This window comes from Nocardioides sp. W7, from assembly GCF_022919075.1.
Lineage (GTDB): Bacteria > Actinomycetota > Actinomycetes > Propionibacteriales > Nocardioidaceae > Nocardioides.
In genome coordinates, this window is sequence record NZ_CP095078.1 from 748,292 (window position 1) to 775,237 (window position 26,946).

Below are 26,946 nucleotides of genomic sequence, written 5' to 3' on the forward strand. Positions count from 1 at the left end.
TCAACAAACAGTCAAGCCTGACTTTTTGTTCGTCCGCCCAGCGGATCAGGACAGTCGCGCCACCAGCGGCAGCCGCGACCGGGCGGTCAGCCCGACGACGGCGGCGGTGAGCAGCGGCAGCGCGACCACGATCCCCAGCACCAGCAGCCACGGGACGTCGACGAACGGGCCGACGTCGACGTTCGTGGGCGTGCACGACCCGGACCCCTCGACGACGCAGGAGTCGCCCTGCATCGTGGTGAGCGGCCGCGCGACCGCCAGCCCCGGGACGAACCCCACGGCCGCGCCGAGCACCGCGCCGACGAAGCCCACCACCAGCGCGTACGCCGCCGCCACGCCCCGCCGCGTCCGCGGCGAGGCCCCCACGGCCGACAGGGTGGCCAGGTCGGGTCGGGCGTCGGAGAGCGCCAGGAAGGTCGCGGTGAGCGTGCCGCCGAGCATCAGGAGCGCGCCGAGGCCGGCGAGCACCAGCTGGACGATCAAGGTCTCGTCGGCGGCTCGGTAGCCGCGCTCGACGTACAGCTCCTGCCCGGCGGCGGTGGCCGCGAGCACTTCGTTGACCGCCTCCTCCTGGTCGTCGGTGATGTCGGTCCCGGCCAGCGCGAACCCGACCGTCGCGACCTCGAGGCCCAGCCCCTCGGCCGCCTCCGGGGAGAGCACGGCGACGGGACCGTACGTCGAGGCGTCGACCTCGACCACCAGGGCCGGCAGCGTCGCCTCCACCGGCCGGCCGATCTCCTCGCCGGTGTTGTTGTCCGAGCGCGAGACCCGGACGTGCACCTCGTCGAGCTGCACGCCCCGGTCGGTGAAGGCCACCACGCCGCCGGCCGCGAGCATCCGACCGGCGGCGACGCGCTCGCCGCGGTCCACGCCGCGCAGCCCGGGTGGCAGCTCCTCACCGACCAGCACCGACGCGCCGAGCACGGAGCTGGAGCCACTCAGCAGTCCGTCCTCGCCACCGTCGGCCGTGACAGAGGTGTAGAGCCACTGGTCGTCGAGCTCGTCCGGCACCCCGAGGATCTCGGTGCGCGCGGCCGCGGGGACCTCCTGGACGAGCGCGGCGCGGACCGCCTCGGTGTCCTGGCCACCGAGCGTGGACACGACTCCCATGCCCGCCGGGAGTGAGGGCGTGTACGTCGCCTCGCTCTCGGCCGCGTCGCTGCTGGTCGAGATGCCCAGCGCGACCACGCCCGCGACGGTGGCGGCGACGGCGGCGACCGCGGGCACCGTGCGGGTGCGGTGCCGAGCCGCGTCCCGCACCGCGAACCGCAGGCTGAGCGGGAGCCGACCGGCGAGCCGACCCAGGAGGCCGAGCACCACGGGGACGAGCAGCACCATGCCGAGGATCGCCGGGATGGCCGAAGCCGCGATCAGGAGCTCGCCACCCGGCCGGGCACCGAGGACCGCGCCGACGATCCCGCCCGCGAGCAGGGCCACCCCCAGCAGCGGAGACCTGAGCGAGGGCTTGCGGTCACCCCGGCGGCCGGCCAGCACCGCGACGACGTCCTGCCGCGAGGCCAGGTGCGCGGGGACGACCGCGGCCAGGAGCGCGCTCGCGAGCCCGAAGCAGGCGACGCCGGCCAGGTGCAGCCACGACACGTCGAACGGGCCCAGCCAGGTCGAGTTCAACGACTGCACCAGGGGCAGGAGCGCGGCCGCGAGCCCGATGCCGAGCACCACTCCGGCCGCCGAGGCGATGCCCCCGAGCACCACAGCACTGGCCAGCACGACCCGCCGGGCCTGCGTGGGCGTGCCGCCACAGGCCGCGACCAGGGCCAGGGTCCGCGCCTGGCGCCGCGCGCCGACCGCGAACGACGGACCCGCCAGCAGCACGACCTCCAGCAGGGCCATCACCACGATCAGGGCGACCACGGCGACGAAGGCGTCGTCACCGGAGCCTTCGAAGCCCTGGACCTCGGGCGCGATCGCGTCGTCCGGGGGAGGGTCGAGGATCACGGCCCGGGAGTACGCCGTCACGCCCAGCTCGTTGAGCCCGAGCACGTCGTCCCAGGTCATCGGGCCCCCGCCGACCAGCCAGGTGCGGCCGTCGTACGGCTCGACCCCGAGGCTGCCGATCGGTCCGACCGCCGTCGGCTCGGTGCGGACCGTGGTGGACTCCGCGATGCCGACCACGACGGGCCCGGGAGCTTCGCTCTCGTCCAGTCGCAGCGCGTCGCCGACGGCGTACCCCTTGTCGGCGAGGGCCTGGTTGACGACCACCTCGTCGGCGGTCCGGGGAAGCCGGCCGTCGGCGAGCTCGAAGAGCCCGTCGGCCAGCGGGTCGCCGAGGTCGACCTCGGTCGTCTCGACGTCCGTGGCCCCGCGGTCGGTGCCGAGCATCGCCCAGCCATGCCGGATCTCGGCGAGCGGCCGGCCGTCGAGCGCCGCCGCAAGCTGCTCGGGCGTGAGCTCCTGGCCGTCGTCGCCGTCGCCGTCGCCGTCGGAGGCGTAGCCGGAGTCCGGGTTCGGGGCCTGTTGGACCTCGTCGATGCCGTCGCGGACGGTGACGATCGCCTGTGCGCTGCCGAGCGTCCGGTCGAGGTCCTCGCCCGCGTCGATGGTGGCCGTCTGGATGAGGACGTCGGCGGTCGTCACGCCGAGCACCGGCAGCGCGATCATCACCAGGACCAGGACGCTGCGCCCGCGCGAGCGGAGCGCGTCGCGCCAGGCGATCCGCAGCGGCAGGCGCCAGGCCGTCATCGACCCTGCCCGGCGTCGAGCAGCGCGTCGACCGGGGCCGAGCCCGACTGGTCGACGACGACGCCGTCGCGCAGGAAGACCACGCGGTCGGCCCAGGCGGCGTGCCTGGGCTCGTGGGTGACCAGGACGCCGGCCGCGCCGGCGTCGCAGCGGGCCCGCAGCAGCTGCAGGATGTCCTCGCCGGTCTCGGTGTCGAGCGCCCCGGTGGGCTCGTCGGCCAGGATCAACCGGCGCTCGCCGACGACGGCGCGCGCGATCGCGACCCGTTGGGCCTGCCCGCCGGACATGTCGTCGGGGAACCGGTCCCAGAGGTCGCCGATGCCGACCTCCTCGAGCGCCGTCCGGGCCGCGGCCCGCGCGGGGCGCGGCCGCTGTCCGTCGAGCTCGAGCGGTAGCGCGACGTTCTCCGCGGCGGTCAGGGCGGGGATCAGGTTGAAGTCCTGGAAGACGTAGCCGATGGCGGTACGACGCATCCGCGCCCGCTCCCGCAGACCGAGCGCGCCGAGGTCGGCCCCCTCGACCGAGACCGTGCCGGACGTCGGACTGTCGAGGCCGCCGGCCAGGGTCAGCAGGGTCGACTTGCCGGACCCGGACGGGCCCATCACCGCGACCAGCTCACCGGCGGCAGCGGCGAAGGTGACCCCGCGCAACGCCTCGACGGCGGTGGGGCCCTCGCCGTGCACGCGGGTCACCCGGTCCAGGGTCAGCACGGTGGTCATCGGCCCGTCTCCTCATGGTCGGTGCGGCCGGACCGGCGCTCACCCGGGCGCCCGGCGCTGGACTTCGTGGTGCGCAGCCGCTCGCGTGCCTGATCGAGCCAGCGCGACTCGGCGCGGGCGAGGATCGAGGCCTCGGCGACCGGCAGCTCGTCGCTCATCGGCCGGCCTCCTGCCCGGTCGGGGCCGTCGCCGTCGCCGGCCGGGCCTGCTCCTCGCGGGCGGCCCGCCGGAGCCGGGACTCGCAGTGGTCGAGCCAGCGGATCTCCGCCTCGGCGGCGAAGACCAGCGACTCGAGCACCAGGCCCCAGGCGAGGTCGGCTCGCTCGTTCCCCCCCTCGCCCCGCTTGAGCCGGGTGTAGTCCTGCAGCGCCGTCATGGTGGCGCTGCGCTGCTGCTGGATCACCCGGCCGACGTCGACGCCGGGGACCGTCACCGCGAGCGCCAGCTTGATCGCCAGCTCGTCACGGGGTGGCTGGGTTCGCGCCACGGGCGTGGTGAACCAGGCCGCCACCTCACCGCGCCCGGTGTCGGTCAGCCGGTAGACCAGGTGGCCGTCGTCGTCGGCCCCCGTGCCGGCCACCAGGCCGTCGCGCTCGAGGCGGGCGAGGGTCGTGTAGACCTGGCCGACGTTCAGCGGCCAGGTGCCGCCGGTGCGCTGCTCGAACTCGCTGCGGAGCTGGTAGCCGTACATCGGGCCCTGCTCCAGCAGCGCCAGGAGCGCCTGCTTCACCGACATCGTGACCTCCGTGGTCGCTAGATACTCGGTATGTATACCACGTATGCACCGACGCAGCGGCAGGTGAGCACGCCCGCCGGCAGGTGGGTGTGCTCGTTGAAGGTCAGCAGCCGCGTACCGGTGCGGCCGACCAGGACCCGGGTCACCGAGCTGTTCACGAGCACCGTGTTGAACGCCGACCACAGCCGCCCCGGATCGGTCGGGTCGACCAGGGTCGCGGCGGCGGCACCGACCGGGCCGCCGGAGGTCACCACGACGACCGTGCCCGCCTGTGCCCGGTCCACCGCCCGGGACAGCGCGGCCCGGGTGCGGGCCAGGAAGCCGGCGTACGACTCGCCGGCCCCGGGCAGGGTGCCGTCCACCCAGCGGCCGGTGGCGCGCTCGAAGAGCGCCTGGAAGGCGCGCCGGTCCAGGTCGCCCGGCACCGGCTCCCCGAGCGCCGCGACGACGGCGAGGTGGTCGAACTCGTCCCAGTCGGCGTCGACCTCGACGTCGAGGTCCCAACCCGCGGTCTCGAGGATCGCCTCCGCCGTCTCGCGGTGCCGGCGCATCCCGCCGCGCAGCACGGCGGAAGGTCGTACGCCGAGCGCTGCCAGCTGCCTGCCCAGCAGCCGGCCCTGCTCGTGGCCGGTGGCGGAGAGGACGTCGTAGTCGTCCGCGCCGAAGGAGGCCTGGCCGTGCCGGACCAGGAGCAGCAGGCCCATCAGCCGGCGATCAGCCGGCGACAGCGCGTCTCGAGGTAGCCGACGGCGGGGCCGAAGACGGCGTACTGCTCGTTGGTGGTCTGGCCGTGGAAGTAGCGGTACCAGATCTGCTGGGCGATCACCGCGAGCCGGTAGAGCCCGAAGACCTCGTAGAAGCGCCACTGCTCGGGGGTCAGCGAGTAGCCCATCCGCTCGCAGTAGCGGGCCACGATCTCGGCGCGCGACCACATGCCGTCGGCCTGGGACGGCTGGCGGCGGAACATCTGGAAGAACTCGTCGTCGCCCTCCTCGACCCAGTACGCCATCGAGCCGCCGAGGTCCATCAGCGGGTCGCCGACGGTCGCCATCTCCCAGTCCAGGACGCCGACCACCCGGGTCGGGTCGTCGGGCGCGAGCACCACGTTGTCGAGCCGGAAGTCGTTGTGGATCAGCACCTGCGCGACGTCGGCCGGCTGGTGCGCCCCGATCCAGGCCTCGACCGCGCTCCAGTCGCCGGTGTCCTCGGTGCGGGCCTTCGCGAACCGGCCGGTCCACCCGGCGACCTGGCGGGCGACGTACCCCTCGCCGCGCCCGAGCGCCGCCAGCGCGGGGTGGGCGGCCACGTCGACGGAGTGCAGCTCGGCGAGCACGTCCCAGGCGTTGCCGCACAGGCGCGACACGTCCTCGCGGGCCATCGTCGACGGCAGGTCGCGCCGCGGGATGGTGCCCTCGACCTCGGCCATCACGTAGAACGGCGAGCCGATCACCGTCTCGTCCTCGCAGAACCCGATCATCTCCGGCACGTACGGGAACACGGGCGCGAGCGCGGCCTGGATGCGGTGCTCGCGGCCCATGTCGTGGGCTCCGGCGGCCTTCTGGCCGGACGGGGGTCGGCGCAGGATCAGTCGCCGGTCGGCCAGTCGGAGCTGGTAGGTCAGGTTCGACGCGCCGCCGGGGAACTGGCGGACCTCCTCGATCTCGCCCAGCCCGAGCCACTCCTGGACCGCCGCGACGTCGAAGGCGTCCTCGTCGCGGACCGGCTTCGCCGGATTCCCGTCGCTCATCCCTGTGCTCCCTCGTCCAGCTTGCGGGCCTGGTCGCGCATGACGACGTCGTACGTCGCCCGGTCGGCCTGTTTGAGTCCGTACGCCGCCCGCCCGGCCGGGTCGGGCAGGATCACCTCGTCGCCGCGGTCCAGCCCGTCGAGCACCGCCGCCGCGATGTCGGCCGCGCTGACCGGCGACTCGTCGACCAGCCGGCTCATCACGCCGGCCAGCGCGGTGTCGGCGCCGCGGATCGAGCTCATCAGGTTGGTCCGGAAGTACGACGGGCACACGACGTGCGCGGTGACGCCGTACGCCGCCAGCTCGTGGCCGGTCGTCTCGGTGAGTGCGACGACCGCGGCCTTGACGGCGTTGTACGACGCCATCCCCGCGGGGTGGACGAGGCCGGCCAGCGACGCGACGTTGACGATCCGGCCCGACCGCTGCCGCTTGAACAGCGGCACGAACGTGCGGGTGCCGCGGACCGCGCCGAAGAGGTTGATGTCGAAGATCCACTGCCACTCGTCGAGCCCCGCGACGTCGAGCCGGCCGCCGCCCGCGACGCCGGCGTTGTTGACGAGTACCTCGAGCCCGCCCCAGGTCTCCTCCACGTGCGCGAGCGCCGCTGCCCAGTCGTCCTCGGACGTGATGTCGAGGCGGAGGATCTCGCTGGTCGAGTAGCCGTCGCGAGGAACGAGCGACGGCGTATCGAGACCCACCACGTCGGTCCGCAGCACCTCGTCCCCGCGCGCCTCGAACGCGTCGGCCAGCGCGGCGCCCAGCCCGGAGGCGGCGCCGGTGATCAGCACCCGGCTCACTTCGCGGCTCCGTACTTGCCGAGCTCGAGCCGGGCGACCATCCCGCGGTGCACCTCGTCGGGTCCGTCCGCGAGCCGGAGCGCGCGGGCGGCCGTCCACGCCGCCGCGAGCGGGAAGTCGTCGGAGAGTCCGCCGCCGCCGTGCAGCTGGATGGCCAGGTCGACGACCGACTGGGCCATGTTCGGCACCGCGACCTTGATCTGCGAGACCTCGCTCAGGGCGTTCGCCGGGCCGCCGACGTCGAGCTTCCAGGCGGCGTGCAGCACCAGCAGGCGGGCCGAGTCGATGGCGATCCGGGCGTCGGCGATCTTCTCGCGGTTGCCGCCCAGGTTGGCGATCGGCTTGCCGAAGGCGGTCCGCTCCAGCGCCCGGCGGCAGGCCAGCTCGAGCGCCAGCTCGGCCAGTCCGATCAGTCGCATGCAGTGGTGCACCCGGCCCGGGCCGAGCCGGCCCTGGGCGATCGCGAACGCCTCGCCCGGCCCGCTGATGAGGTTCGCCAGCGGCACCCGGACGTCGGTGAACGACACCTCGCCGTGGCCCAGCGGCTCGTCGTACAGACCCATGGTCGGGAGCATCCGCTCGACCCGCACCCCGGCCGCGTCGCGCGGGACCAGCACCATCGAGTGCCGGTGGTGCCGGTCCGCGTCGGGGTCGGTGACGCCCATGAAGATGAGCACGCGGCAGTCGGGGTGACCGACGCCGGTCGACCACCACTTGCGGCCGTTGACGACCACCTCGTCGCCGTCGACCACCGCGGTCGCGGCCATGTTGGTGGCGTCCGAGGAGGCCACGTCCGGCTCGGTCATCGCGAACGCGCTCCGGATCTCACCGGCCAGCAGCGGCTCCAGCCACTCCCGCTTCTGGGCGTCGCTGCCGTACTTGAGCAGCACCTCCATGTTGCCCGTGTCGGGCGCGTTGCAGTTCAGCACCAGCGGCGCGATCGCGCTGCGGCCCATCAGCTCAGCGAGTGGCGCGTAGTCGACGTTCGACAGGCCCTCGCCGTACCCCTCGCTGTGGCCGGCGGGCAGGAAGAGGTTCCACAGCCCCCGCTCGCGGGCCTTGGCCTTCAGCTCCTCGAGGACCGGCAGCGGCTGCCAGGGATCCCCGATGCGCCGCTGCTCGGCCAGGTCCGCGTGGTACGCCGCCTCGACCGGCTCGATCTCCTCGGCGAGGAAGGTCCGCACCCGCTCGGTCAGGTCCGCCGCTCGCGGGGACGGGCTGAAGTCCATGTGAGAAGACCTTACGTAGTCCGTGCCTGTGGAGAGACCGCCGAGCCGGCGCAAGTTTGCGCCGGCTCGGCACCAAACTCGCGCCGGCTCGGCGTTGGGGGGGTGGGGTCAGGCGGGGAAGGACCCGCCCGAGGTGGCGAGGTCGCGGAGGTACGCCGTGGGGCGGAACCGCTCGCCGTACGCGTCGGCCAGCTCGTCGGCCCGGGTCACGAAGGCCGCGAGCCCGATCTCGCCGGTCGCGCTCTGGTAGCCGGTCATGAACTGCGCCGCGCCGCCGGTCATGGGCGGGAAGCCGATGCCCATGATCGAGCCGATGTTGGCGGCGGCGGCCGAGGTGATGACGTTCTCCTCGAAGCACTTCGCGGTCTCCAGCGCCTCCGCGAAGAGCATCCGCTCCTTCATGTCGACGAACGGGATCTGCTCCTCGGCGACCGGGAACCGCTCGGCCAGCCCGGACCAGATCGAGCCGCGCTTGCCCTCGTCGTACTCGAAGAAGCCGGCGCCGGCGAGCCGCGAGGGGCGGCCGGCCTCGATCATCTTCTCGACCACGCCGGTGCCGGGGTGGGGGTCGTACGACGTGCCGTCGCGCTCGGCCGCCTCGCGGGTGGCCTTGGCGATCTTGGCCATCAGCTCCATGTTGAGCTCGTCGGTCAGCTGCAGCGGGCCGACGGGGTAGCCGGACTGGGTGGCGGCGCGCTCGATGGAGTACGGGCGCTGGCCCTCGGCGAGCAGCGCGAGGCCCTCGTTGACGAAGAAGCCGATCACCCGCGAGGTGTAGAAGCCGCGGCTGTCGTTGACGACGATCGGGGTCTTCCTGATCTGCTGGACCACGTCGTAGGCCTTGGCCAGCGCGACGTCGGAGGTCTCCTTGCCGCGGATGATCTCGACCAGCGGCATCTTGTCGACGGGTGAGAAGAAGTGCAGGCCGATGAAGTCGGCCGGCCGGTCCACGCCGTCGGCCAGCTCGGTGATCGGCAGCGTCGAGGTGTTCGAGCACAGCAGCGCGTCGGCATTGACGTACGGCGCCACCTCGGCGAAGACCTTCGCCTTCAGCGCCGGGTCCTCGAAGACCGCCTCGATCACCAGGTCGCAGCCGGCCAGGTCGGCCGGGTCGGCGGTGGCGGTGATCCGGTCGAGCAGCTCCTGGCTCTTCTCCTCGGTGAGCTTGCCGCGGCTGACCGCCTTGGCGTTGAGCTTCTCGGAGTAGGCCTTGCCCTTCGCGGCGTTCTCGGCCGAGACGTCCTTCAGCACGACCTGCATGCCCGCGCGGGCACAGGAGTAGGCGATCCCCGCCCCCATCATCCCGGCGCCGAGGACGCCGACCTTGGTGGCCTTCCAGGGCTCGATGCCCTGCGGGCGCAGCGAGCCGGAGTTGATCGCCTGCAGGTCGAAGAAGAAGGCCTGGATCATGTTCTTCGCGCCCTGGTTGACGATCAGGCTGGTCAGGTAGCGCGACTCGATCCGCGAGGCGGTGTCGAAGTCGACCTGCGCGCCCTCGACCGCGGCGGACAGGATCGCCCGCGCGGCGGGGAAGACCGCCCCCTTGGTCTGCTTGCGCAGCAGCGCCGGGAAGGCCGGCAGGAAGCCCGCCAGCGCCGGCGACTTCGGGGTGCCACCCGGCATCTTGTAGCCCGGGGCGTCCCAGGGGTTCTGCGCGGCGCCGGGGTTGGCCTTGATCCAGGCCTTCGCGGCCGGGACCAGCTCCTCGCGGGTGGCGACCAGCTCGTCGACCAGGCCCTGCTCCTTGGCCGCCGCGGCCTTGAACTGGGTGCCGGTGAGCAGCACCTCCATCAGGCCGGCCTGCAGGCCGAACTTGCGGACGATGCGGGTCACGCCGCCGCCACCGGGCAGCAGGCCCAGCGTCGACTCGGGCAGGCCGACGACCACGCCGGGGCCGTCGAGCGCGATGCGGTGGTTGCAGGCCAGGCAGATCTCGTAGCCGCCGCCGAGCGCCGCGCCGTTGATGGCGGCGACGACCGGGCGGGGGAACTTCTCCAGCCGGCGCAGCGACGCCTTGACGGTCTCGCTCATCGCGAACACGTCGGCGGCGTCGTCGGGCCCGGCCTTGATCATGTTCTTCAGGTTGCCGCCGGCGAAGAAGGTCTTCTTCGCGCTGGCCAGCACGACGCCGGAGACGTCCGGCTCCTCGGCGTACAGCCGGTCGATCGCGGCGTCCATCGAGTCGATGTAGAGCTGGTTCATCGTGTTGGCGCTCGACGACGGGTCGTCGAGGGTCAGGGTGACGATGCCGTCCGCGTCCTTCTCGTAGTGGACGGAGGACTGGGTCTCGGTGCTGGTGCTCATCAGGTTCCTGTTCTGGATGAGAGGTGTCTGGGGTACGGCGGGCGCGGGTCGGTCGGTCTGCGAGCTCCGGATGGGTCTCGACACGCGGGTCACGGCTTCGCAGGCTCAGCCGTGCCGCTCGCTCGACCACCGACGGGCATCTCCGCCATTCGTCGAGTTGGTCAGCGACTCCGTCGCTAGACCAACTCGACGATGGTGGCGATGCCCATCCCGCCGCCGACGCAGAGCGTGGCGAGACCGCGGCGCTGGTCGCGCCGCTCGAGCTCGTCGATCAGGGTGCCGAGGATCATCGCGCCGGTCGCGCCGAGCGGGTGGCCCATGGCGATCGCGCCGCCGTTGACGTTCGTGATGTCGTGACCGATGCCCAGGTCGCGCATGAACCGCATCGCGACGGCGGCGAACGCCTCGTTGATCTCGAACAGGTCGATGTCGCCGACCTCGAGGCCGGCCTTGCCGAGCGCCTTGCGGGCGGCGGGCGCGGGACCGGTCAGCATGATCGTCGGGTCGGCGCCGGAGACCGCGGTCGCGATGATCCGGGCCCGCGGGGTCAGGCCGAGCTCGGCGCCCACCTGCTCGGAGCCGATCGCCATCAGCGCGGCGCCGTCGACGATGCCGGAGGAGTTGCCGGCGTGGTGGACGTGGTTGATCTTCTCGACCCAGTGGTACTTCTCCAGGGCCACGTCGTCGAAGCCCGCGTCCGCGCCGACCTGGGCGAACGACGCCTTCAGCTTGGCGAGGCCGGTCGCCGTGGTGTCGGGGCGGATCGTCTCGTCGGTGTCCAGCACCGTGAGGCCGTTGATGTCCTTGACCGGCACGATCGCGCCGGAGAAGTAGCCGTTGGCCCAGGCCTTCGCGGCGCGGTGGTGCGACTCGGCGGCGTACGCGTCGACGTCGTCGCGGATCCAGCCCTCGATGGTCGCGATCAGGTCGGCCCCGATGCCCTGCGGCACGAAGCCCGCCTTGAACGCGGTCGCCGGGTCGGACGCCCAGGCGCCGCCGTCGGAGCCCATCGGCACCCGGCTCATCGACTCGACGCCGCCGGCGAGGATCAGGTCCTCGAACCCGCCGCGGACGCGGGACGCCGCCTGGTTGACGGCCTCCAGGCCGGAGGCGCAGAACCGGTTGAGCTGGACGCCGGCGACGGTGTCGGGGTAGCCGGCGGCCAGCGCGGCGGTCTTGGCGATGTCGCCGCCCTGGTCGCCGACCGGCGAGACCACGCCGAGGACGACGTCGTCGACCCGCGCGGGGTCGAGGCCGGGGTTGCGGACCCGGACCTCGTCGAGCAGCCCGACCACCAGGTCGACCGGCTTGACCTCGTGCAGCGAGCCCGCTGCCTTGCCCTTGCCGCGCGGCGTACGAAGGTGGTCGTACACGAATGCTTCTGCCATGACCGTCCTAGCGAGAGTGATTCGGGGTGTGGGGCCGAGCGCCCACCGTGTCCTTTGATTGTGACACCATGAGTGTCACGGTCAAGGGGCACCCGACAGATGTGGCCTCGGTCACGAAAGGCGGCATGGGGAGATGGCGGACGACGAGCTGCTCACGCTCGATGAGCTGACGGCCCGGGTCGGCATGAGCGTGCGCAACGTGCGCTTCTACACGACCAAGGGGCTGGTGCCGCCGCCGATCAGGCGCGGACGGTCGGGCTACTACGTCGCCGACCACGTCGCCCGGCTCGAGCTGGTCCGCGAGCTGCAGCAGCACGGCTTCACGCTCTCGGCGATCGAGCGGTACCTCGTCGCGATCCCCGCCGACGCCACCCCCGAGGACATCGCGCTGCACCGCACGATGCTCGCGCCCTGGCAGGCCGACGCCCCGGCCGAGCTCACCCGCGCGGAGCTGGACCTTCGTACCGGGCGCACGCTCAGCGACGGCGACCTGGCCACCCTCGCGGCGCTCGGCATCGCGTTCCGCAACAAGCGCGGGCGCTACGAGGTGTCGATGTCGCAGCTGCCGGTCGGGCTGGGTCTGCTCGACCTCGGCTTCCCGACCGAGGCGGCGATCGCCGCGGCCGACGTGTACGCCGCCCACGGCCGCCAGCTCGCGCAGGAGCTCAACGAGCTGTTCCGCACCATGGTGTGGCCGGTCTACCGCGACGCCGGGGCCGCCCCCGAGCGGATCCAGGAGGTCGTCGAGCGGCTCAAGCCGCTCTCGATCGCCAGCCTGGTCTCGGCCTACGAAGCCGCCATGGACGAGACCAAGCGCGAGCGGATCGCCGAGCGCGCCCGCCGCGCGAGCGGCACCGAGGGCGCCGAGGCCTGAGCCGGGCCCGGTTGGCCGTGGGTACCGGACCCTCCATGAGCAACGTTCTCGTCACCGGCGCCACGGGCTTCGTCGGCAAGCGCCTGGTGCCCGTCCTCGTCGAGCAGGGCCACCACGTGAAGGCGATGACCCGCCACCCCGAGACGTACGACGCCCCGGGCGAGCCGGTCTTCGGCGACGTGCACGATCCGGGCACGCTCGCCGAGGCGCTCACCGACGTCGACGTGGCGGTCTACCTGGTGCACTCGCTCGGCGACGACGACTTCGAGCGCAAGGACGCCGAGGCCGCCCGCGGCTTCGGGCTGGCCGCTGCGGCAGCCGGGATCAAGCAGATCGTCTACCTCGGCGGGCTCGGCAAGGACGGCGAGGACCTGTCGGCCCACCTGCGCTCGCGGCGCGAGGTCGAGGAGCTGCTCGGCTCCTCGGGCATCCCGGTGACCGTGCTGCGCGCGGCGATCGTGGTCGGGGCCGGCGGCATCTCGTGGGAGATGACCCGTCAGCTGGTGAAGAACCTGCCGGCGATGGTGGTGCCGAAGTGGGCGGCCACCCGCACGCAGCCGATCGCCGTCGACGACGTGACCCGCTACCTGGCCGGCGTGATCGGCAACGACCAGGCCGTGGGCCGGGTCTTCGAGGTCGGCGGCGCGGACCAGCTGAGCTACCTGGAGATGCTCCAGCAGGCGTCCGAGGTGATGACCGGCCGCAAGGTGCCGATCATCAAGGTGCCGGTGCTGACGCCGCAGCTGTCGTCGTACTGGATCTCGTTCATCACCAGCGTCGACGTCACCACCGGCCGCAACCTGATCGACTCGATGGGCACCGAGGTGATCCAGACCGAGTTCGCGATCCGGGACGTGGTGCCCGGTGAGCCGCTGACCTACGTCGAGGCGGTGGAGCGGGCGCTGGCGGAGGGGTGAGTGCTCGGGGGCGGTCTCAGGAGCCCCAGGTTCGTCACGGTATGCAGGCCAGTTCGCACTCCCCATGGTGGGTACGCCGTGGGAGGGGCAAGCTCGTCTGCATACCGTGATGAACCCGCGGCCGCCCGACCTACCCCACGATCAGCGGCAGCACCAGCAGCATGGCCAGCGACCAGGTCACGTGGGTGAGGATCGGGGCCAGGATGCCGCCGGAGGCGCGCCGCTCGAGGCCGACGACCACGCCGAGCAGCACGGCGGCGAAGGACAGCATCAGGTTGCCGGTGGCGAGGGTGGCGATCGGGTAGGCGACGCTCGTCCAGAGCACCGGCCGCCGCGGGATGGCGGCGTACGCCGCACCTCGGAAGAACAGCTCCTCGGCGATCCCGTTGACCAGGGTGATCCCGACCAGGAGCGGCAGCGAGCCCTGGTCGGCGTAGTCGAGTACGGCGGTGACCTGGTCGTCAAGGAACGGGATCTCGCGGACCAGCAGGGCGCCGGCGACGAAGACCGCGCCGAGCGCGAGACCGACCGCGATCGGCGTCGCCCACGGTCGGACCAGCCGGTCGCGGCGGGCGATGCGGCCCAGGTGGAGCGGACCGGACGCGAAGGCGCCGACGGTCCACACCCCGGCCAGCAGCAGGGTCGCGAGGTAGAACCACGCGCTGCCCGGCTCGATCCGCAGCGAGAGGCCGAGGACGGCCGCGCCGAGAACGACGAACCCGGCCGTCACGACCTGGCGCCGCCTGAGGATCTCAGGCGGCTCGCGGTGATCGCGCGGGACGACGTCCCACAGCGATCTCCGCATCCAGGCGACGACCGGGCTCATGCGCTCCGAGGTTAGCGACGACCCGAAGAGAAGGACGACGCGCTGTGGCGCGAGCCACCGGAGGCAGCCGCGCCCGCGGACGAAGCGCGCTTGGCCGCGGGCTTGCGGGACTGACCGCCCGCGGACTGGCCGCCGGAGGACTGGCCGCCCGACTGGCGACCCTGGCCGCCGCCCTGACCGCTGCCACCGCCACTGCCGCCGCGACGGCGGTTGCGACCGCCACCGGCGGGACCGCCTCCACCGGGGCCGCCGCCGGGGCGGGACTGCTTCGGCTGGCGGGCCTGCTCGGGGACCTCGATCTCGATGCCACCGACGACCACGACCCGCTCGCCGGGGGCGAGCTGGGCGAGCATCGGGTGGCGCGGGCCGTCGACCTTGGTGATGGTCGGCTTGATGCCGGCCGCCCGGGTCAGGTCGCGCACGTCGCGCACCTGGTCCTCGGTCATCAGGGTGATGACGGTGCCCGCGGCACCGGCGCGCGCCGTACGGCCCGAGCGGTGCAGGTAGGCCTTGTGCTCGGCCGGCGGGTCGGCGTGCACGACGAGCGCCACGTCGTCGACGTGGATGCCGCGCGCGGCGATGTCGGTCGCGACCAGGGTGCTGGCCTTGCCGGCGTGGAACGCGTCCATGTTGCGGGTGCGGGCGCCCTGGCTGAGGTTGCCGTGCAGCTCGACGGCGGGGACGCCGTTCTTGTTCAGCTGGCGGGTCAGCGCCTTGGCACCGTGCTTGGTGCGGGTGAAGACCACGGTGCGACCGGGCGCGCTGGTCAGGTCGACCAGCACCGGCACCCGCTGGTCGCGGTGCACGTGCAGGACGTGGTGGTCCATCTTGGAGACCGGCGACTGCGCCGAGTCGGCCTCGTGGGTCGCCGGGTTGGTCAGGAACCGCTTGACCAGCACGTTGACGCCGTTGTCGAGGGTGGCCGAGAAGAGCATCCGCTGGCCCTCGCGGGGCGTGCGGTCCATGATCCGGCGCACGCCGGGCAGGAAGCCGAGGTCGGCCATGTGGTCGGCCTCGTCGAGGATGGTGATCTCGATCGCGCCGAGGTCGCAGTGACCCTGGCCGATCAGGTCCTCGAGCCGGCCGGGGCAGGCCAGCACGATGTCGGCACCCCGGCGCAGGGCCGCGACCTGGGGGTTCTGGCCGACGCCGCCGAAGACGGTCATGGTGGTCAGGTTGGCGGCCTTGGCCAGGGGCGCGAGCGCCTCCTGGATCTGGCCGACCAGCTCACGGGTCGGGGCCAGGATCAGCGCGCGGGGCCGCTTGGGCTGCGGACGCTTGTCGGAGGCCTGGAGCCGGGTCACGAGCGGCAGCAGGAACGCGTAGGTCTTGCCGGAGCCGGTGCGGCCGCGGCCGAGCACGTCGCGACCCGCGAGGGAGTCGGGAAGGGTCGCCGCCTGGATCGGCGACGGGATGGTGATGTCGCGCTCCTTGAGGAGGGCGACGAGGGAATTGGGCACGCCGAGAGCGGCGAAGGACTGCGAAGACAAGAGGGAGTCACTAACTGTGGCGGTGTGTCTCGCCAGAAGAAGCGCGACCTGTCGATGAGGACAGAGAGTGTCGCGAGACGGGCCCGAGGCAAGACTGGACGGGCCGCACCCCCAACTATAGGGGTGCGGCCCGACAGACCCCGCATCCTGGCGGGGTGACATGCGCTACTTCGTGAACCCGTCCTTCAGGTCCTTCGCAGCATCCTTCACGTGCTCGCCGGCCTGCTTGGCCTTGCCGGACGTCTGGTCGGCGTGACCCTCCGCCTCGAGCTGCGGGTCGTCGGTCGCCTTGCCGGCGTGCTCCTTGCCCTGGCCCTTGACCTCCTCTGCCTTGTTCTTGGCCTTGTCCACGAAGCTCATCGCGTCCTCCTCGGTCGGTTGTCGCTCCGGTAACCGATCGGGCTCGGAGCGAACCCTCAGTCGAAGGCCAGCACCCCGTCGTCGATCCGGTCCTTGCGGATGGTCCGGACGTCGGTGAGGTAGTTCTGCTTCAGCATCCACGGCGCCCGGTCGCCCTGCTTGGGCAGTCCGTCGAGCGCGCGCAGGACGTAGCCGGACCGGAAGTCCATGAACGGCCGCTCCTCGACCGACGGGTCCTTGCGGGGTACGACGCTGCGCAGGCCGTGCGTGTCGAGGTGGCTCAGCAGGCGGACGACGTACTCGCTGACGAGGTCGGCCTTCAGGGTCCAGGACGCGTTGGTGTAGCCGATCGTGTAGACGAAGTTCGGCACCCCGCTGAGCATCAGCGCCTTGTAGGCCATCGTGTCGCTGAGCTCGACCTTCCGGCCGTCGACCTCGAGGTCGATGTTGCCGAAGGGCAGCAGCTTCAGCCCGGTGGCCGTCACGATCAGGTCGGCCTCGAGCTCCGCCCCGGAGGTGAGCCGGATGCCGGTCTCGGTGAAGGTCTCGACGGTGTCGGTGACCACCGAGGCGGTGCCCCGACGCAACGCCTTGAACAGGTCGCCGTCGGGGACGAAGCAGACCCGCTGGTCCCAGGGGTCGTACGACGGCCGGAAGTGCCGGTCGACGTCGACGTGCCCGTCGAGCTGGCGGTGCAGCGCCTTCGCGATCACGCCCTTGACCAGGCCCGGGCTGCGGCGGGAGAGCTGGTAGAAGCCGCTCGCGACCAGGATGTTCTTCCACCGCACGACGGGATAGCGCAGCCGCAGCGGCAGCCGCGCCAGCCGGGTGGCGAACGGGTCCCTGCCCGGCCGGGAGAGGACGTACGTCGGCGAGCGCTGCAGCATCGTGACGTGCTCGGCGGTGCCGGCCATCGCGGTCACCAGGGTGATCGCCGTGGCGCCGCTGCCGATCACGACGACCTTCTTGCCGGTGTGGTCGTAGTCCTCGGGCCAGTGCTGGGGGTGGACGACGTCGCCGCGGAAGTCGTCCTGACCCGGGAAGACCGGCGCGTGCCCCGTCTCGTAGTCGTAGTAGCCGGTGCAGGCGTGCAGGAAGCTCGCCGTGATCGGCTCGCGGCCCTCGATCTCCACCGTCCAGCGGGCGGTGGAGGAGTCCCAGTTGGCGCGGGTCACCCGGTGGTCGTAGCGGATCAGCTCGTCGACGCCGTACTCCCGCGCGACCGTGCGGACGTAGTCGAGGATCAGCGGCCCGTCGGCGAGGGCGGTGTCGCCGGGCCAGGGGCGCCAGCGGTAGCCGAAGGTGAACATGTCGGAGTCGCTGCGGATGCCCGGGTAGCGGAACAGGTCCCAGGTGCCGCCGCTGACGGCGCGCCCCTCGAGTACGGCGATGCTCCGGTCGGGATGGTGCTCGCGCAGTTGGCAGGCGGCCCCGATGCCGGAGAGTCCGGCCCCGATGATCAGGACGTCCAGGTGCTCGGGAGTCGGCATGGATTCGAGCCTAGCCCGTCTATTGACGAATATTCAATAGCCTCGTCAGCGCGCGTACAGCTCCACGAACCGGGTCAAGAGCCGGGTCGGCTCGCTGACGCTGGCCGCGCGGGCCCGGGCCACCAGGGTCGCGGCGTCGGGCGGGTCGAAGTAGCCGTGGTGGCGGTAGACCTCGATCCGTGTGCAGATCCCCTCGACGTCGAGCTCGGGGTGGAACTGGGTGGCGTAGACGTGGCTGCCGATCCGGAACGCCTGCACCGGGCACCCCGCGCTGCTCGCCAGCAGCACCGCCCCCTCGGGCAGCCGGCTGACCGCCTCCTTGTGACCGAGGAAGGCGTCGAAGCGGTCCGACAGCACGCCCGTCAGCGGATCCTCGCGGCCGGCGTCGGTGAGGGTGACGCTCACCGCGCCGATCGGCTCGGCGTAGGTCCGGTCGACCACGCCGCCCCGGAGGACGCCCAGGGTGCCGATGCCGTAGCAGGCGCCGAGAAACGGGAAGTCGCGCGCGACCACCTGCTCGGCCAGGCCGCGCAGCTCGGTCTCGACCCGGTGCTGAGCCGGGCTCTTGCGCTCCGGCGGGTCGCTGACGTTGAACGGCCCGCCGCCGAGCACGATCCCCGACCAGTCCGCGAGGTCCACCTCGTCCAGCGGGTCGCGCTCGAGGCGGATCCGGCGTACGGCGCGCTCGTCGAGGCCGCTGAAGCGCAGGACGGCGTCGTACTCACCGTCGGCGGCGAGGTCCTCGGCGCGGGTGCCGAGGAAGAGGAACGGCTTCACCGCCCCATCATGTCTGTACGGCGACGCCCCGCTCGAGGAGGCCGTCGACGTCCGCGATGCCCCAGGCGGCGAGCGCCTCGCGGGTGTGGCTGCCCGGCGCCGGGGACGGCGGGGTGCTCAGCGTGGCCTCCGTGCGGGAGAAGCGCGGCGCGGGCACCGGCTGCAGCAGGTCGTCCTTGGTGACGAAGGTGCCGCGCGCCTTCAGGTGCGGGTGCTCGGCCGCCTCGCTGATCGGGACGATGCCGGCCACGCACGCATCGGTGCCCTCGAACACCTCGACCCACTCCGCCTGGGTGCGGGCGCGGAAGGTGTCGGCGAAGAGGGTGCGCATCTCGTCGTACCGGTCGAGGTCGTACTGGCCGGGCACGACGTCCTCGATGCCGAGGAGCTTGATGAACATCGCCCAGAACTGCGGCTCGAGCGCGCCGACCGACATGTGCCGGCCGTCGCTGGTCTCGTAGACGTCGTAGAACGGCGCGCCGCCGTCGAGCAGATTGGCCGCGCGCTCCTCCTTGAAGGTGCCCTCGCCGACGAACGCCGCCGTCATCGCGTTGAGGTGCGCGGTGCCGTCGACGATCGCCGCGTCGACGACCTGCCCCCGGCCGCTGACCTTCGCCTCGAGGAGGGCGGCGAGGATGCCGATGACGAGGTACGTCGAGCCGCCGCCGAAGTCACCGAGCAGGTTGGTCGGGAAGTGCGGCTTGGTCTTGTCCTGGCCGAGGCCGAAGAGCGCGCCGGTGATGGCGATGTAGTTCATGTCGTGGCCGGCCGCGTGCGCCAGCGGACCGTGCTGGCCCCAGCCGGTCATCCGGCCGTAGACCAGGCGCGGGTTGACCTGCTCCAGGTCGGCCGGCCCGATGCCGAGCCGCTCGGCCACGCCGGGCCGCATTCCCTCGACCAGGACGTCGGCGTCGGCCACCAGGGTCCTGATCGTCGCGATCGCCTCGGGATCCTTGAGGTTGAGCGCGACGCTCGGTCGGCCGCGGTTGAGCAGGTTCTTCGCTCCCCCCGCGAGCATCTGCCCGCCCGGCCGCTCGACCCGGATCACGTCGGCCCCCAGGTCGGCCAGGATCATGCAGGCGTGCGGGCCCGGCCCGATCCCCGCGATCTCGACCACCCTCACGCCCTTGAGTGGACCCGTTCCCTGTCCCAGCTCGTACGTCATGGGGACGATGATGACAGCGTTGCTGTCACGTTTGAAGGGGGGTCTCGGTGGATGGGGTCGGGGCGGCGATCGGGTGGCAGGCGCCTGACGGGCGAGCGGTGAGTTGTCCACCGAATCGAGCCGGGAGGTGGTGGACCACTCACCGCTGAATCCGGGCCAGCCAGCGCCCACAGGACGTCCTCGGGCACCCACGATCCACAGACCAGCATCGACGCCGAGCACACGGACGGCGTACCGGCTGCGATGGTCGACATGCGCCCGATCCCCGACCGTCTGCTGCACGGGCCCTTCACCCGCGCGAGCGCACACGACCTCAAGGTCAGCGATCGGATGCTGGAGGGCCGGCTGTTCGACCGCGTCCTGCCGCGCGTGTGGCGGCACCGCGACCACGTCATGACCGACGAGGACTGGGTGACGGCGGCCAAACTCGCGCTGCCCGCGGGCGCCCATCTCACCGGCGTCACCCGCATCCAACAGCTCGGACTCGACTACGGGCCCCGGCTGCCGGTCAGGTTCGTCGTCGAGGGCGACCTGCACCTGGCGTACCACGAGATCTTCCTGCACCGGACTGTCCGCCTGCCCCCGACCGACGACGTCGGCGTCACCCCGACCGCTGCCTTCATCGCCTACTGCTCGCGCGCCCGGGTGATCGACGCGATCAAGGTCGGCGACTGGCTGCTGCACCACGGCCACACCACCGTCGAGCGGATCCGCGATCTCGCTCTCGCAGAGCTGTGGCGCCCGGGCGCGCACGAAGCGTTGTGGGCCCTCGACCACCTGGACGGACGCGCGCGTTCGCTCCCCGAGTCCGAGACCCGCGCCGTTCTCGTGTTCGCCGGGCTGCCGGCGCCCGAGGTCAACGTCGCCGTGGACGTGGGCGAGGACGTCGGGGTGATCGGCGACCTGTTGTACCGCCCGTACCGAGTGCTCGTCGAGTACGAAGGTCGGCAGCACCAGGAGGATCGCGACCAGTACAACTCCGACCTGGCGCGCTACGCCCTGCTGCGCGACGCGGCCGCCGACTACGGCTACGTCCAGGTCACCCACGAGAAGCTGCGACACGCGAAGACCCTCGTGGGCGAGGTCTATCGCGCCCTGCTGCGGCGTGGGTACGACGGACCGGCCCCGACGTTCGAGGGCGTCTGGCCACTGCTGTTCCTCCCGCTCTCCGCCGCCGTCGGTCCGCGGGACCACCCGGTGGCCCCGACCGGGCGGTGAGCCATCCACCGATCCGGCGAGTGACTCGGTGGACAAGTCACCGCCCGATCGGCGAGTCGTGACGACTCGCCAAGGTGGCGGTGCGCAGTCCCCCGATTGCTTGCACCAAACGGTGGACCACTCACCGCCCCCCCCCGACGACGACCCGGCCGCCACCCTTCCCGATCGCTCGGCAGCGGGCCGCCGTACCAACTGCCGGCGATCCCGGACGGGCGGTGAGCCATCCACCGATCAGGTCGGCGACAACGTGGACAAGTCACCGCCCGACCGGCGGGTCGCCACGACTCGCCCAGGCGGCGGTGCGCAGTCCACCGACCCGCGCAACCAAACGGTGGATTACTCACCGCCCCCCCAGGCCCGCCACCCCGCAGGAACCGCCGGCCCAGCAGGACTGTCCTGGAGGACAGCCCACCGGCACCTCAGGTGGAGGCGACCCACCCGGTGCGGCCGGGATCGTGGATGCCATGACGATCCTGCTGTCCGACCCCCGCGTCGCCGCGGTCCCGGTGCACGAGTGCGGCGAGCCGCTGGTCCGCCTCGACGCGGGCTTCGGCCCGGCCCGCGCCCTGGTCCGCGCCGGGCTCGCGGACCGCCTCGTCGCCGCCCGGCGCGCGCTCCCGCTCGGCATCGCGATCAGGGTCGTCGAGGGGCACCGGTCGGTCGGCGACCAGCGCGCGATCGTCGCGGCGTACGACGCGGAGGTCCGCGCCGCCCACCCCGACGTCACCGACGCCGCGACGATCGCCCGGCTGGTCAGCCGGTTCGTGGCCCCGGTCGAGGTCGCGCCCCACGTCGCCGGCGCCGCCGTCGACCTGACCCTGGTCGACGTCTGCGGCGACGAGCTCGATCTCGGTACGCCGATCGACGCGACCCCCGAGCAGTCCGACGGCCGGTGCTTCACCGCCGCGAACGGCATCGGCCCGGACGCCCGCGCCCACCGCGACCTGTTGGCCCGGGTGCTGGGCGGGGCCGGGCTGGTGAACTACCCGACCGAGTGGTGGCACTGGAGCTTCGGCGACCGGTACTGGGCGCTCGCGACCGGAGCCGCGGCGGCGGCGTACGGCCCTCTCGACGCGATGGTCGCAGCGTGAGCGCCGTGCCGGTGACCGTCGTCGCCCCCCGCGCGGTCGGCCCGCGCCTCGAGATCGACCCGGCGGCGATCGCCGCCAACACCCGGCTGCTCGCCGGCCGCGCCACGGGCGACCTGATGGCGGTCGTGAAGGCCGACGGGTTCGGCCACGGGGCCGTGACCGTCGCCCGCACCGCCCTGGCCAACGGCGCCACCAGCCTCGGTGTCACGAGCATCGCCGAGGGCCTCGCCCTGCGGGAGGCCGGGCTGCGGGCGCCGGTGCTGAGCTGGCTCAACCCGGTCGACGCCGACTTCGCGACCGCCGTGGACAACGACCTCGACCTCGCCGTCCCGTCCGCGGCGCACCTGGAGACGATCCTGCGCACCGCGCCGGGAGCACGGGTCCACCTGCACCTGGACACCGGGCTGGCCCGCGACGGTGCCGAGCCGACCGCCTGGGCCCGGCTGTGCCGGACCGCTCGCCGGGCCGAGCAGGCCGGCCGGCTGCGTGTCGTCGGCGTGATGGGCCACCTGGCCTGCGCCGACGAGCCGGACCACCCCGCGAACGCCGCCGGGCGGACCCGGTTCGCCTGGGGCGTCGAGACGGCGCGGGCGGCCGGGCTGCGGCCCGTCGTACGCCACCTCGCCGCGACGTCCGCCACCCTGACCGACCCGCGGAGCCACCACACGGCCGTCCGCGTCGGCGCCGGCCTGGTCGGCATCGACCCCAGCGGGACCACCGCGCTCACCTGGGCGATGACGCTCACCGCACCCGTGGTCTCGGTCCGCCGGGTCCGCGGCGGCACGCCCGTCGGCTACGGGCACACCTGGACCACGCGGCGGGCGACCACGCTCGCGCTGCTCCCCCTCGGGTACGCCGACGGGCTGCCTCGAGCCGTCTCGGGCCGCGCGGAGGTGCTGCTGCGCGGCCGCCGATGGCCGGTCGTCGGCCGGGTGTCGATGGACCAGGTGGTCGTCGACGTCGGCGACGAGCCGGTGCTGGCCGGCGAGACCGCGACCCTGCTCGGCCCCGGCGACGCCGGCGAGCCGACCCCGGCGGACTGGGCCGCCTGGGCGGACACCCTGCCGCACGAGGTGGTCACCGGCTTCGGCCCGCGCGTCGCCCGGACCACGGCGATCTCCTCGCTCCGCGGTGTCCGATGAGCACCCGGGTCGCCGTCATCGGCGGCGGTGTGAGCTGCGAGCACGAGGTCTCGCTGGCCTCGGCCGCCGGGGTCGCGGACGCGCTCGAGGGCCGCTACGAGGTGGTCCGGTTGACCATCGACCCCGACGGCACCTGGCGCGACGGCGAGCAGCGGCCGATCGGGCTGGCCGGTGCCGTGGCCGTGCTGGGCACCTGCGCCGTCGCGGTCCCGGTCGTGCACGGACCGCACGGCGAGGACGGCACCCTGGCCGCCCTCTGCGAGCTCGCCGGCATCCCGTACGTCGGCTCCGGGGTCGGCGCCGGTGCGATCGCGATGGACAAGTGGGTGACCAAGCTGGTCGCGGAGGCGATCGGCGTACCGACCGCGCCGGGGGTGCTGATGAGCGCGGCGAGCGCGGCGTCGTACCGCTTCACCCACCCGGTCGTCGTGAAGCCGGTCGCCGCCGGCTCCAGCCACGGCGTCTCGCTGGTCCGCACCGCCGACGAGCTCGCCCCGGCGCTGGCCGCCGCCCTCGCGCTCGACGACCGGGTGCTCGTCGAGGACGTCGTCGTCGGTCGGGAGATCGACGTCGCGGTGCTCGCCACCGGCGGCGGTCTCGTGGTGTCGCCGGCGCTGGAGATCGTGGTGGACGGGCTGTTCGACTTCGACGCGAAGTACGGCGGCGGCGCCGACTTCCGGGTGCCGGCCGCCCTCGAGGAGGTGGACCGCAAGGCGCTCGAGGACGCCGCGGTCGCGGTGTACGGCGCGCTCGGGTGCGCCGGCGTGGCCCGCGTCGACTTCTTCCTGACCTCCGACGGGCCAGTACTCAACGAGGTCAACACGATGCCGGGGTTCACGGAGCACTCCCAGGTGCCGCGGATGTTCGCCGCCTCCGGGCTGTCGTACCCCGACCTCGTCGACCTGCTGGTCCGCGACGCGATCGCCCCGTGACGCGACGGATCGACGGCCTCGACCTGCTCCGCGGGATCGCGGTGGGGCTGGTGGTGCTGCGGCACGCGCTGCCGGAGCAGTTCGCGGGCGCCGGGGTGGTCGGCGTGGTGATGTTCTTCGCGCTCTCCGGCCACCTGATCACCGGGCTGCTGCTGGGTGAGCTGCAGCGGACGGGGCGGGTCGACCTGCGCCGGTTCTACGCGCGTCGGGCCCGCCGCCTGGTCCCGGCTCTCGTGCTCCTGGTGCTCGGCGTCTCCCTCGTGACCGTGTTGCTCGACCCGCTCGGCGACCGCGCCGACCTCGGCCGGGACGCGCTGGTCGCGTTGACCTGGACCGGCAACCTGCCGCACCTCACCCCCGACGGCGCGACCTTCCACCTGTGGACGCTGGCGACCGAGGAGCAGTTCTACCTGCTCTGGCCGGTGCTGCTGGTGGTGGCGTTCCGGCGCCGGCTGGTGCTCGTGCTGCTCGCCACGGGCAGCGTCGTCGGCCTGGCGGCGGTCGCGCTGACCGTGCTCTGGCTGCGCGCCGAGCCCGATCTGGCCTACGCGCTGCCGACCTCCTGGGCGGTCTGCTTCGTGATCGGCGCGGCGAGCCGGGTGCTCGCCGTGCGCGTCGTCGTACCGCCCTGGGCGCCGGGTGCGGCGCTCGTCGGCCTGACGGTGCTGAGCGTGGTTCCATTGCGGGGTCATGCGCTCACCTACCTCCTCGCCGGCCCGGCCACAGCGATGCTCACCGCGGTGCTGCTGGTCGCCTGGCGGTCCTGGGCCGACGTGACCGCGGCCGGCCTGCGCCCGCTCGTGTGGCTCGGGACGATGTCGTACGGCGCGTACCTCTGGAACTACCCCCTCACCCTGTGGCTGCGCCCGCACGTCGACCACGCCGGGCTGCTCGCCGCCCTGCTGACGGTGCCGGCGGCCGCGTTCAGCTGGTACGCCGTGGAGCGCCGCTTCCAGGCGCGCCCGCGCGTGCTCGAGGGGGTGCCCGGATGAGCCCCGTCCACGACTGGCGGCGCTGGGTGCCCGACGTCGCCGCCGGGCTGCTGGTCTTCTTCCTCGGCCTGCTCGAGGCGATGAACCGCGACGACGTCGTGGCGCCGCGGAGCGGCCTCGCGCTGGTCGCCCTGGCCATGGGCGGTGCGGTCGCGCTGAGCCGCTGGACCCCGGCGGCCGCCCTGGCTCTGGTGTGGGGCATCGGCGCGCTCCAGGTGGTCAACGCGGTCGACCTGATGGTGGTCGAGATCGCGATCGCCGTGGTCACCTTCGGCTGTGCGCGCTGGGGCTCGACGCTCACCGTCTGGATCAGCGCGCTCTCGATCCCGGCCGCCGCCCTCATCGCCGTCGTGTACGTCGGGACCAGCGGGCTCGGCGGCCTGGTCGACGGGGCGGGCTTCCGGGACCTGGTCCAGGACCGCTACCGCTACGGCGACTCCTGGCAGGTCGCCGCCGCCGTGGTCGGGATGGCGCTCCTCGGCGTGCCGTGGCTCGCCGGGCTTGCGCTGCGGTTCGTGGCCCGGGCGAAGTCCTCCCGGGTCTCCCAGGTCGCCGCCGAGGACCAGGCGGCCCGCGCGGTCCACGACCGCGAGCAGGCCCAGGAGATCGCCCGGCTCCGTCACGAGCAGACCCGGCTGGCCCGCGACGTGCACGACGTCGTCGGCCACTCGCTGGCGGTGATCCTCGCCCAGGCCGAGTCGGCGCAGTACCTCCCCGACGCCGACACCCAGGCGCTGAAGAAGACGATGGAGACCATCGCGACCTCGGCCCGCGCGTCGCTGCAGGACGTCCGCCAGGTGCTCACCAGCACCCAGGATCCGACTGTCGCGCGTCCCGGCGGGCTGGACGAGCTCCTCGCAGGGGTGCGGGCCGGTGGCCACGAGGTCGTCGCGTCCGAGGTCGGCCAGGTCCAGCCGCTGCCGCCCGAGCTGGAGACGGTCGCCTACCGGGTGCTGCAGGAGATGCTCACCAACGCCATCAAGCACGGTCGCCGCGATGCACCGGTGCTCGTCGAACGGCACTGGCCCGACGGCGCCTGGGAGGACGAGCTGCGGCTGGAGGTCCGCAACGTGGCCCCCGCCCCGGACGAGACCCAGCCGCTGAGCGCGCTCACCGCGACCGGCGGCCAGGGCCTCGACGGGATGCGCCGCCGACTGGAGTCGGTCGGCGGGCGGCTCGACGTACGACGGCGCGAGGAGGCCGAGGGCAGCACCTTCACGGTCACCGCGTGGGTGCCCGTGCGTACGGTGCCGGCATGAGCTCTCCCCCGAGCGCACCGTCCGAGCCCAGCGAGCCGATCCGGGTCGTCCTCGTCGACGACCAGGAGCTCTTCCGCGCCGGCGTCGCGGTCATCGTCGACGCCCAGGACGGCATGAGCGTCGTCGGCCAGGCCGCCGACGGGCTGGAGGCGGTCCGGCTCGTCGACGAGCTCGATCCCGACGTGGTGCTGATGGACGTGCGGATGCCCGAGATGGACGGCGTCGAGGCGACCCGGCAGCTGTTCCTGCCCGAGCGGGTCGCGCGGCGGTCCAGGCCGCTGCGGGTGATCGTGCTGACGACGTTCAACCTCGACGACCGCGCCGCGACCGCGATCAGGTACGGCGCCAGCGGCTTCCTGCTCAAGGACACCACCCCGACGCTGCTCCGCGACGCGATCCGCACCGTGTACGCCGGCAACGCGGTGCTCGCCCCGCAGGACCTCTCGACGCTGCTCGACGGCCAGTTCCAGGCGCAGGCGCCGGTGCCCCCGCCGTACCTCGCGCTGACCGAGAAGGAGCGCGAGGTGTTCGCCGCCGTCGCCCGCGGGCTCTCCAACACCGAGATCGCCGGCCTGGTCTTCGCCAGCGAGTCGACCGTCAAGACGCACGTCGGCGCGATCCTGCGGAAGCTGGCCCTGCGCGACCGGGTGCAGATCGTCGTCTTCGCGCACGCCCACGGGCTCGCCTGACGCCGGCCCGACGCTGGTTGAGGTGCGAAGGAGGAAGTCCTGAGACGGTCCTATGGATCGTCAAGTGGTGGCGAGGTCGGACCTCAACCAGCGTCCGGCTCCGC

Annotated in this window: 24 protein-coding genes and 1 pseudogene; 9 read left to right on the top strand and 16 right to left on the bottom strand. The window is 72.9% G+C overall.

Translation table 11 applies throughout. The features are described 5' to 3' along the window. Positions 1-45: 45 nt before the first annotated feature. The 10 genes and pseudogenes from MUB56_RS03595 to MUB56_RS03640 form a co-directional block, all read right to left on the bottom strand. Positions 46-2,700, bottom strand: a complete 2,655-nt coding sequence (locus MUB56_RS03595; protein ID WP_244930548.1) for an ABC transporter permease — start codon at positions 2,698-2,700, stop codon at positions 46-48. Beyond that, positions 2,697-3,435 (bottom strand): annotated as a pseudogene (locus tag MUB56_RS03600) (ABC transporter ATP-binding protein). The gene MUB56_RS03595 and the pseudogene MUB56_RS03600 overlap by 4 nt, the downstream one beginning before the upstream one ends. After that, positions 3,416-3,577 (bottom strand): hypothetical protein, encoded by a 162-nt coding sequence (locus MUB56_RS03605; RefSeq protein ID WP_244930550.1) that lies wholly within the window; start codon positions 3,575-3,577, stop codon positions 3,416-3,418. Before MUB56_RS03605 ends, MUB56_RS03600 begins: the two are co-directional and overlap by 20 nt. Further along, positions 3,574-4,155 (bottom strand): PadR family transcriptional regulator, encoded by a 582-nt coding sequence (locus tag MUB56_RS03610; protein WP_244930551.1) that lies wholly within the window; start codon positions 4,153-4,155, stop codon positions 3,574-3,576. The genes MUB56_RS03605 and MUB56_RS03610 overlap by 4 nt, the downstream gene beginning before the upstream one ends. A gap of 17 nt (positions 4,156-4,172) precedes the next feature. After that, complete coding sequence (locus tag MUB56_RS03615) at positions 4,173-4,859, bottom strand: histidine phosphatase family protein (protein WP_244930552.1); 687 nt, start codon at positions 4,857-4,859, stop codon at positions 4,173-4,175. Further along, positions 4,859-5,902: a phosphotransferase family protein gene (locus tag MUB56_RS03620; RefSeq protein ID WP_244930553.1), complete on the bottom strand. Its 1,044-nt coding sequence runs from the start codon at positions 5,900-5,902 to the stop codon at positions 4,859-4,861. The genes MUB56_RS03615 and MUB56_RS03620 overlap by 1 nt, the downstream gene beginning before the upstream one ends. Further along, positions 5,899-6,699 carry an SDR family NAD(P)-dependent oxidoreductase gene (locus tag MUB56_RS03625; RefSeq protein ID WP_244930554.1) on the bottom strand — a complete coding sequence of 267 codons (801 nt, stop codon included), beginning with the start codon at positions 6,697-6,699 and terminating at the stop codon, positions 5,899-5,901. Before MUB56_RS03625 ends, MUB56_RS03620 begins: the two co-directional genes overlap by 4 nt. Beyond that, a complete protein-coding gene (locus MUB56_RS03630; RefSeq protein ID WP_244930555.1) occupies positions 6,696-7,928 on the bottom strand; it encodes an acyl-CoA dehydrogenase family protein in 1,233 nt (410 codons plus the stop codon). The genes MUB56_RS03625 and MUB56_RS03630 overlap by 4 nt, the downstream gene beginning before the upstream one ends. Positions 7,929-8,036: 108 nt before the next feature. Beyond that, positions 8,037-10,232 (bottom strand): 3-hydroxyacyl-CoA dehydrogenase NAD-binding domain-containing protein, encoded by a 2,196-nt coding sequence (locus MUB56_RS03635; protein WP_244930556.1) that lies wholly within the window; start codon positions 10,230-10,232, stop codon positions 8,037-8,039. Positions 10,233-10,408: 176 nt separating this feature from the next. Then, complete coding sequence (locus tag MUB56_RS03640; RefSeq protein ID WP_244930557.1) at positions 10,409-11,620, bottom strand: acetyl-CoA C-acetyltransferase; 1,212 nt, start codon at positions 11,618-11,620, stop codon at positions 10,409-10,411. Between the two features lie 133 nt (positions 11,621-11,753). Here MUB56_RS03640 and MUB56_RS03645 point away from each other — a divergent pair, with 133 nt between their 5' ends. Both MUB56_RS03645 and MUB56_RS03650 read left to right on the top strand, forming a co-directional pair. Then, the gene (locus MUB56_RS03645) at positions 11,754-12,494 is read left to right on the top strand and encodes a MerR family transcriptional regulator (protein WP_244930558.1); all 741 of its coding nucleotides are present in this window, start codon (positions 11,754-11,756) and stop codon (positions 12,492-12,494) included. Positions 12,495-12,529: 35 nt separating this feature from the next. Further along, positions 12,530-13,411 carry an NAD(P)H-binding protein gene (locus tag MUB56_RS03650; RefSeq protein ID WP_244930559.1) on the top strand — a complete coding sequence of 294 codons (882 nt, stop codon included), beginning with the start codon at positions 12,530-12,532 and terminating at the stop codon, positions 13,409-13,411. 130 nt (positions 13,412-13,541) lie between these two features. Here MUB56_RS03650 and MUB56_RS03655 read toward each other — a convergent pair whose 3' ends face one another. The 6 genes from MUB56_RS03655 to MUB56_RS03680 all read right to left on the bottom strand — a co-directional run bounded on the left by MUB56_RS03655 (position 13,542) and on the right by MUB56_RS03680 (position 19,519). Next, positions 13,542-14,237 (bottom strand): type II CAAX endopeptidase family protein, encoded by a 696-nt coding sequence (locus MUB56_RS03655; RefSeq protein ID WP_244930560.1) that lies wholly within the window; start codon positions 14,235-14,237, stop codon positions 13,542-13,544. A gap of 11 nt (positions 14,238-14,248) precedes the next feature. Then, positions 14,249-15,697 carry a DEAD/DEAH box helicase gene (locus MUB56_RS03660; protein WP_244930561.1) on the bottom strand — a complete coding sequence of 483 codons (1,449 nt, stop codon included), beginning with the start codon at positions 15,695-15,697 and terminating at the stop codon, positions 14,249-14,251. A gap of 195 nt (positions 15,698-15,892) precedes the next feature. Beyond that, a complete protein-coding gene (locus MUB56_RS03665; RefSeq protein WP_244930562.1) occupies positions 15,893-16,087 on the bottom strand; it encodes a CsbD family protein in 195 nt (64 codons plus the stop codon). A 56-nt stretch (positions 16,088-16,143) separates the two neighbouring features. Next, positions 16,144-17,577, bottom strand: coding sequence for an NAD(P)/FAD-dependent oxidoreductase (locus MUB56_RS03670; RefSeq protein ID WP_244930563.1), 1,434 nt, complete (start codon positions 17,575-17,577; stop codon positions 16,144-16,146). Positions 17,578-17,622: 45 nt separating this feature from the next. Then, entirely contained in the window at positions 17,623-18,354 is a 732-nt protein-coding gene (locus MUB56_RS03675) for a glutamine amidotransferase (RefSeq protein WP_244930564.1), read from the bottom strand. A gap of 7 nt (positions 18,355-18,361) precedes the next feature. Next, the gene (locus MUB56_RS03680; RefSeq protein WP_280637357.1) at positions 18,362-19,519 is read right to left on the bottom strand and encodes a CaiB/BaiF CoA-transferase family protein; all 1,158 of its coding nucleotides are present in this window, start codon (positions 19,517-19,519) and stop codon (positions 18,362-18,364) included. A gap of 252 nt (positions 19,520-19,771) precedes the next feature. Between MUB56_RS03680 and MUB56_RS03685 the strand changes: the two genes are divergently transcribed. The 7 genes from MUB56_RS03685 (at position 19,772) to MUB56_RS03715 (ending at position 26,842) form a co-directional block, all read left to right on the top strand. After that, on the top strand, positions 19,772-20,737 hold the full coding sequence (locus tag MUB56_RS03685; protein WP_244930565.1) for a hypothetical protein: 966 nt from the start codon (positions 19,772-19,774) through the stop codon (positions 20,735-20,737). Positions 20,738-21,201: 464 nt separating this feature from the next. Then, complete coding sequence (locus MUB56_RS03690) at positions 21,202-21,828, top strand: M15 family metallopeptidase (protein WP_244930566.1); 627 nt, start codon at positions 21,202-21,204, stop codon at positions 21,826-21,828. Beyond that, positions 21,825-22,970, top strand: coding sequence for an alanine racemase (alr, locus tag MUB56_RS03695; protein ID WP_244930567.1), 1,146 nt, complete (start codon positions 21,825-21,827; stop codon positions 22,968-22,970). The genes MUB56_RS03690 and alr overlap by 4 nt, the downstream gene beginning before the upstream one ends. Next, a complete protein-coding gene (locus MUB56_RS03700; RefSeq protein ID WP_244930568.1) occupies positions 22,967-23,902 on the top strand; it encodes a D-alanine--D-alanine ligase in 936 nt (311 codons plus the stop codon). The genes alr and MUB56_RS03700 overlap by 4 nt, the downstream gene beginning before the upstream one ends. Next, on the top strand, positions 23,899-24,894 hold the full coding sequence (locus MUB56_RS03705; RefSeq protein WP_244930569.1) for an acyltransferase: 996 nt from the start codon (positions 23,899-23,901) through the stop codon (positions 24,892-24,894). The genes MUB56_RS03700 and MUB56_RS03705 overlap by 4 nt, the downstream gene beginning before the upstream one ends. After that, positions 24,891-26,153: a histidine kinase gene (locus MUB56_RS03710; protein WP_244930570.1), complete on the top strand. Its 1,263-nt coding sequence runs from the start codon at positions 24,891-24,893 to the stop codon at positions 26,151-26,153. The genes MUB56_RS03705 and MUB56_RS03710 overlap by 4 nt, the downstream gene beginning before the upstream one ends. Continuing rightward, positions 26,150-26,842 carry a response regulator transcription factor gene (locus tag MUB56_RS03715; RefSeq protein ID WP_244930571.1) on the top strand — a complete coding sequence of 231 codons (693 nt, stop codon included), beginning with the start codon at positions 26,150-26,152 and terminating at the stop codon, positions 26,840-26,842. Before MUB56_RS03710 ends, MUB56_RS03715 begins: the two co-directional genes overlap by 4 nt. The last annotated feature ends 104 nt before the right edge of the window (positions 26,843-26,946 follow it).

Coding starts and splice junctions, on each gene's coding strand:
- MUB56_RS03595 (WP_244930548.1), bottom strand. CDS start 2,700: ATGACGGCCTGGCGCCTGCCGCTGCGGATCGCCTGGCGCGACGCGCTC.
- MUB56_RS03605 (WP_244930550.1), bottom strand. CDS start 3,577: ATGAGCGACGAGCTGCCGGTCGCCGAGGCCTCGATCCTCGCCCGCGCC.
- MUB56_RS03610 (WP_244930551.1), bottom strand. CDS start 4,155: ATGTCGGTGAAGCAGGCGCTCCTGGCGCTGCTGGAGCAGGGCCCGATG.
- MUB56_RS03615 (WP_244930552.1), bottom strand. CDS start 4,859: ATGGGCCTGCTGCTCCTGGTCCGGCACGGCCAGGCCTCCTTCGGCGCG.
- MUB56_RS03620 (WP_244930553.1), bottom strand. CDS start 5,902: ATGAGCGACGGGAATCCGGCGAAGCCGGTCCGCGACGAGGACGCCTTC.
- MUB56_RS03630 (WP_244930555.1), bottom strand. CDS start 7,928: ATGGACTTCAGCCCGTCCCCGCGAGCGGCGGACCTGACCGAGCGGGTG.
- MUB56_RS03635 (WP_244930556.1), bottom strand. CDS start 10,232: ATGAGCACCAGCACCGAGACCCAGTCCTCCGTCCACTACGAGAAGGAC.
- MUB56_RS03640 (WP_244930557.1), bottom strand. CDS start 11,620: ATGGCAGAAGCATTCGTGTACGACCACCTTCGTACGCCGCGCGGCAAG.
- MUB56_RS03645 (WP_244930558.1), top strand. CDS start 11,754: ATGGCGGACGACGAGCTGCTCACGCTCGATGAGCTGACGGCCCGGGTC.
- MUB56_RS03650 (WP_244930559.1), top strand. CDS start 12,530: ATGAGCAACGTTCTCGTCACCGGCGCCACGGGCTTCGTCGGCAAGCGC.
- MUB56_RS03655 (WP_244930560.1), bottom strand. CDS start 14,237: ATGAGCCCGGTCGTCGCCTGGATGCGGAGATCGCTGTGGGACGTCGTC.
- MUB56_RS03665 (WP_244930562.1), bottom strand. CDS start 16,087: ATGAGCTTCGTGGACAAGGCCAAGAACAAGGCAGAGGAGGTCAAGGGC.
- MUB56_RS03670 (WP_244930563.1), bottom strand. CDS start 17,577: ATGCCGACTCCCGAGCACCTGGACGTCCTGATCATCGGGGCCGGACTC.
- MUB56_RS03680 (WP_280637357.1), bottom strand. CDS start 19,519: ATGACGTACGAGCTGGGACAGGGAACGGGTCCACTCAAGGGCGTGAGG.
- MUB56_RS03685 (WP_244930565.1), top strand. CDS start 19,772: ATGCGCCCGATCCCCGACCGTCTGCTGCACGGGCCCTTCACCCGCGCG.
- MUB56_RS03690 (WP_244930566.1), top strand. CDS start 21,202: ATGACGATCCTGCTGTCCGACCCCCGCGTCGCCGCGGTCCCGGTGCAC.
- MUB56_RS03700 (WP_244930568.1), top strand. CDS start 22,967: ATGAGCACCCGGGTCGCCGTCATCGGCGGCGGTGTGAGCTGCGAGCAC.
- MUB56_RS03710 (WP_244930570.1), top strand. CDS start 24,891: ATGAGCCCCGTCCACGACTGGCGGCGCTGGGTGCCCGACGTCGCCGCC.
- MUB56_RS03715 (WP_244930571.1), top strand. CDS start 26,150: ATGAGCTCTCCCCCGAGCGCACCGTCCGAGCCCAGCGAGCCGATCCGG.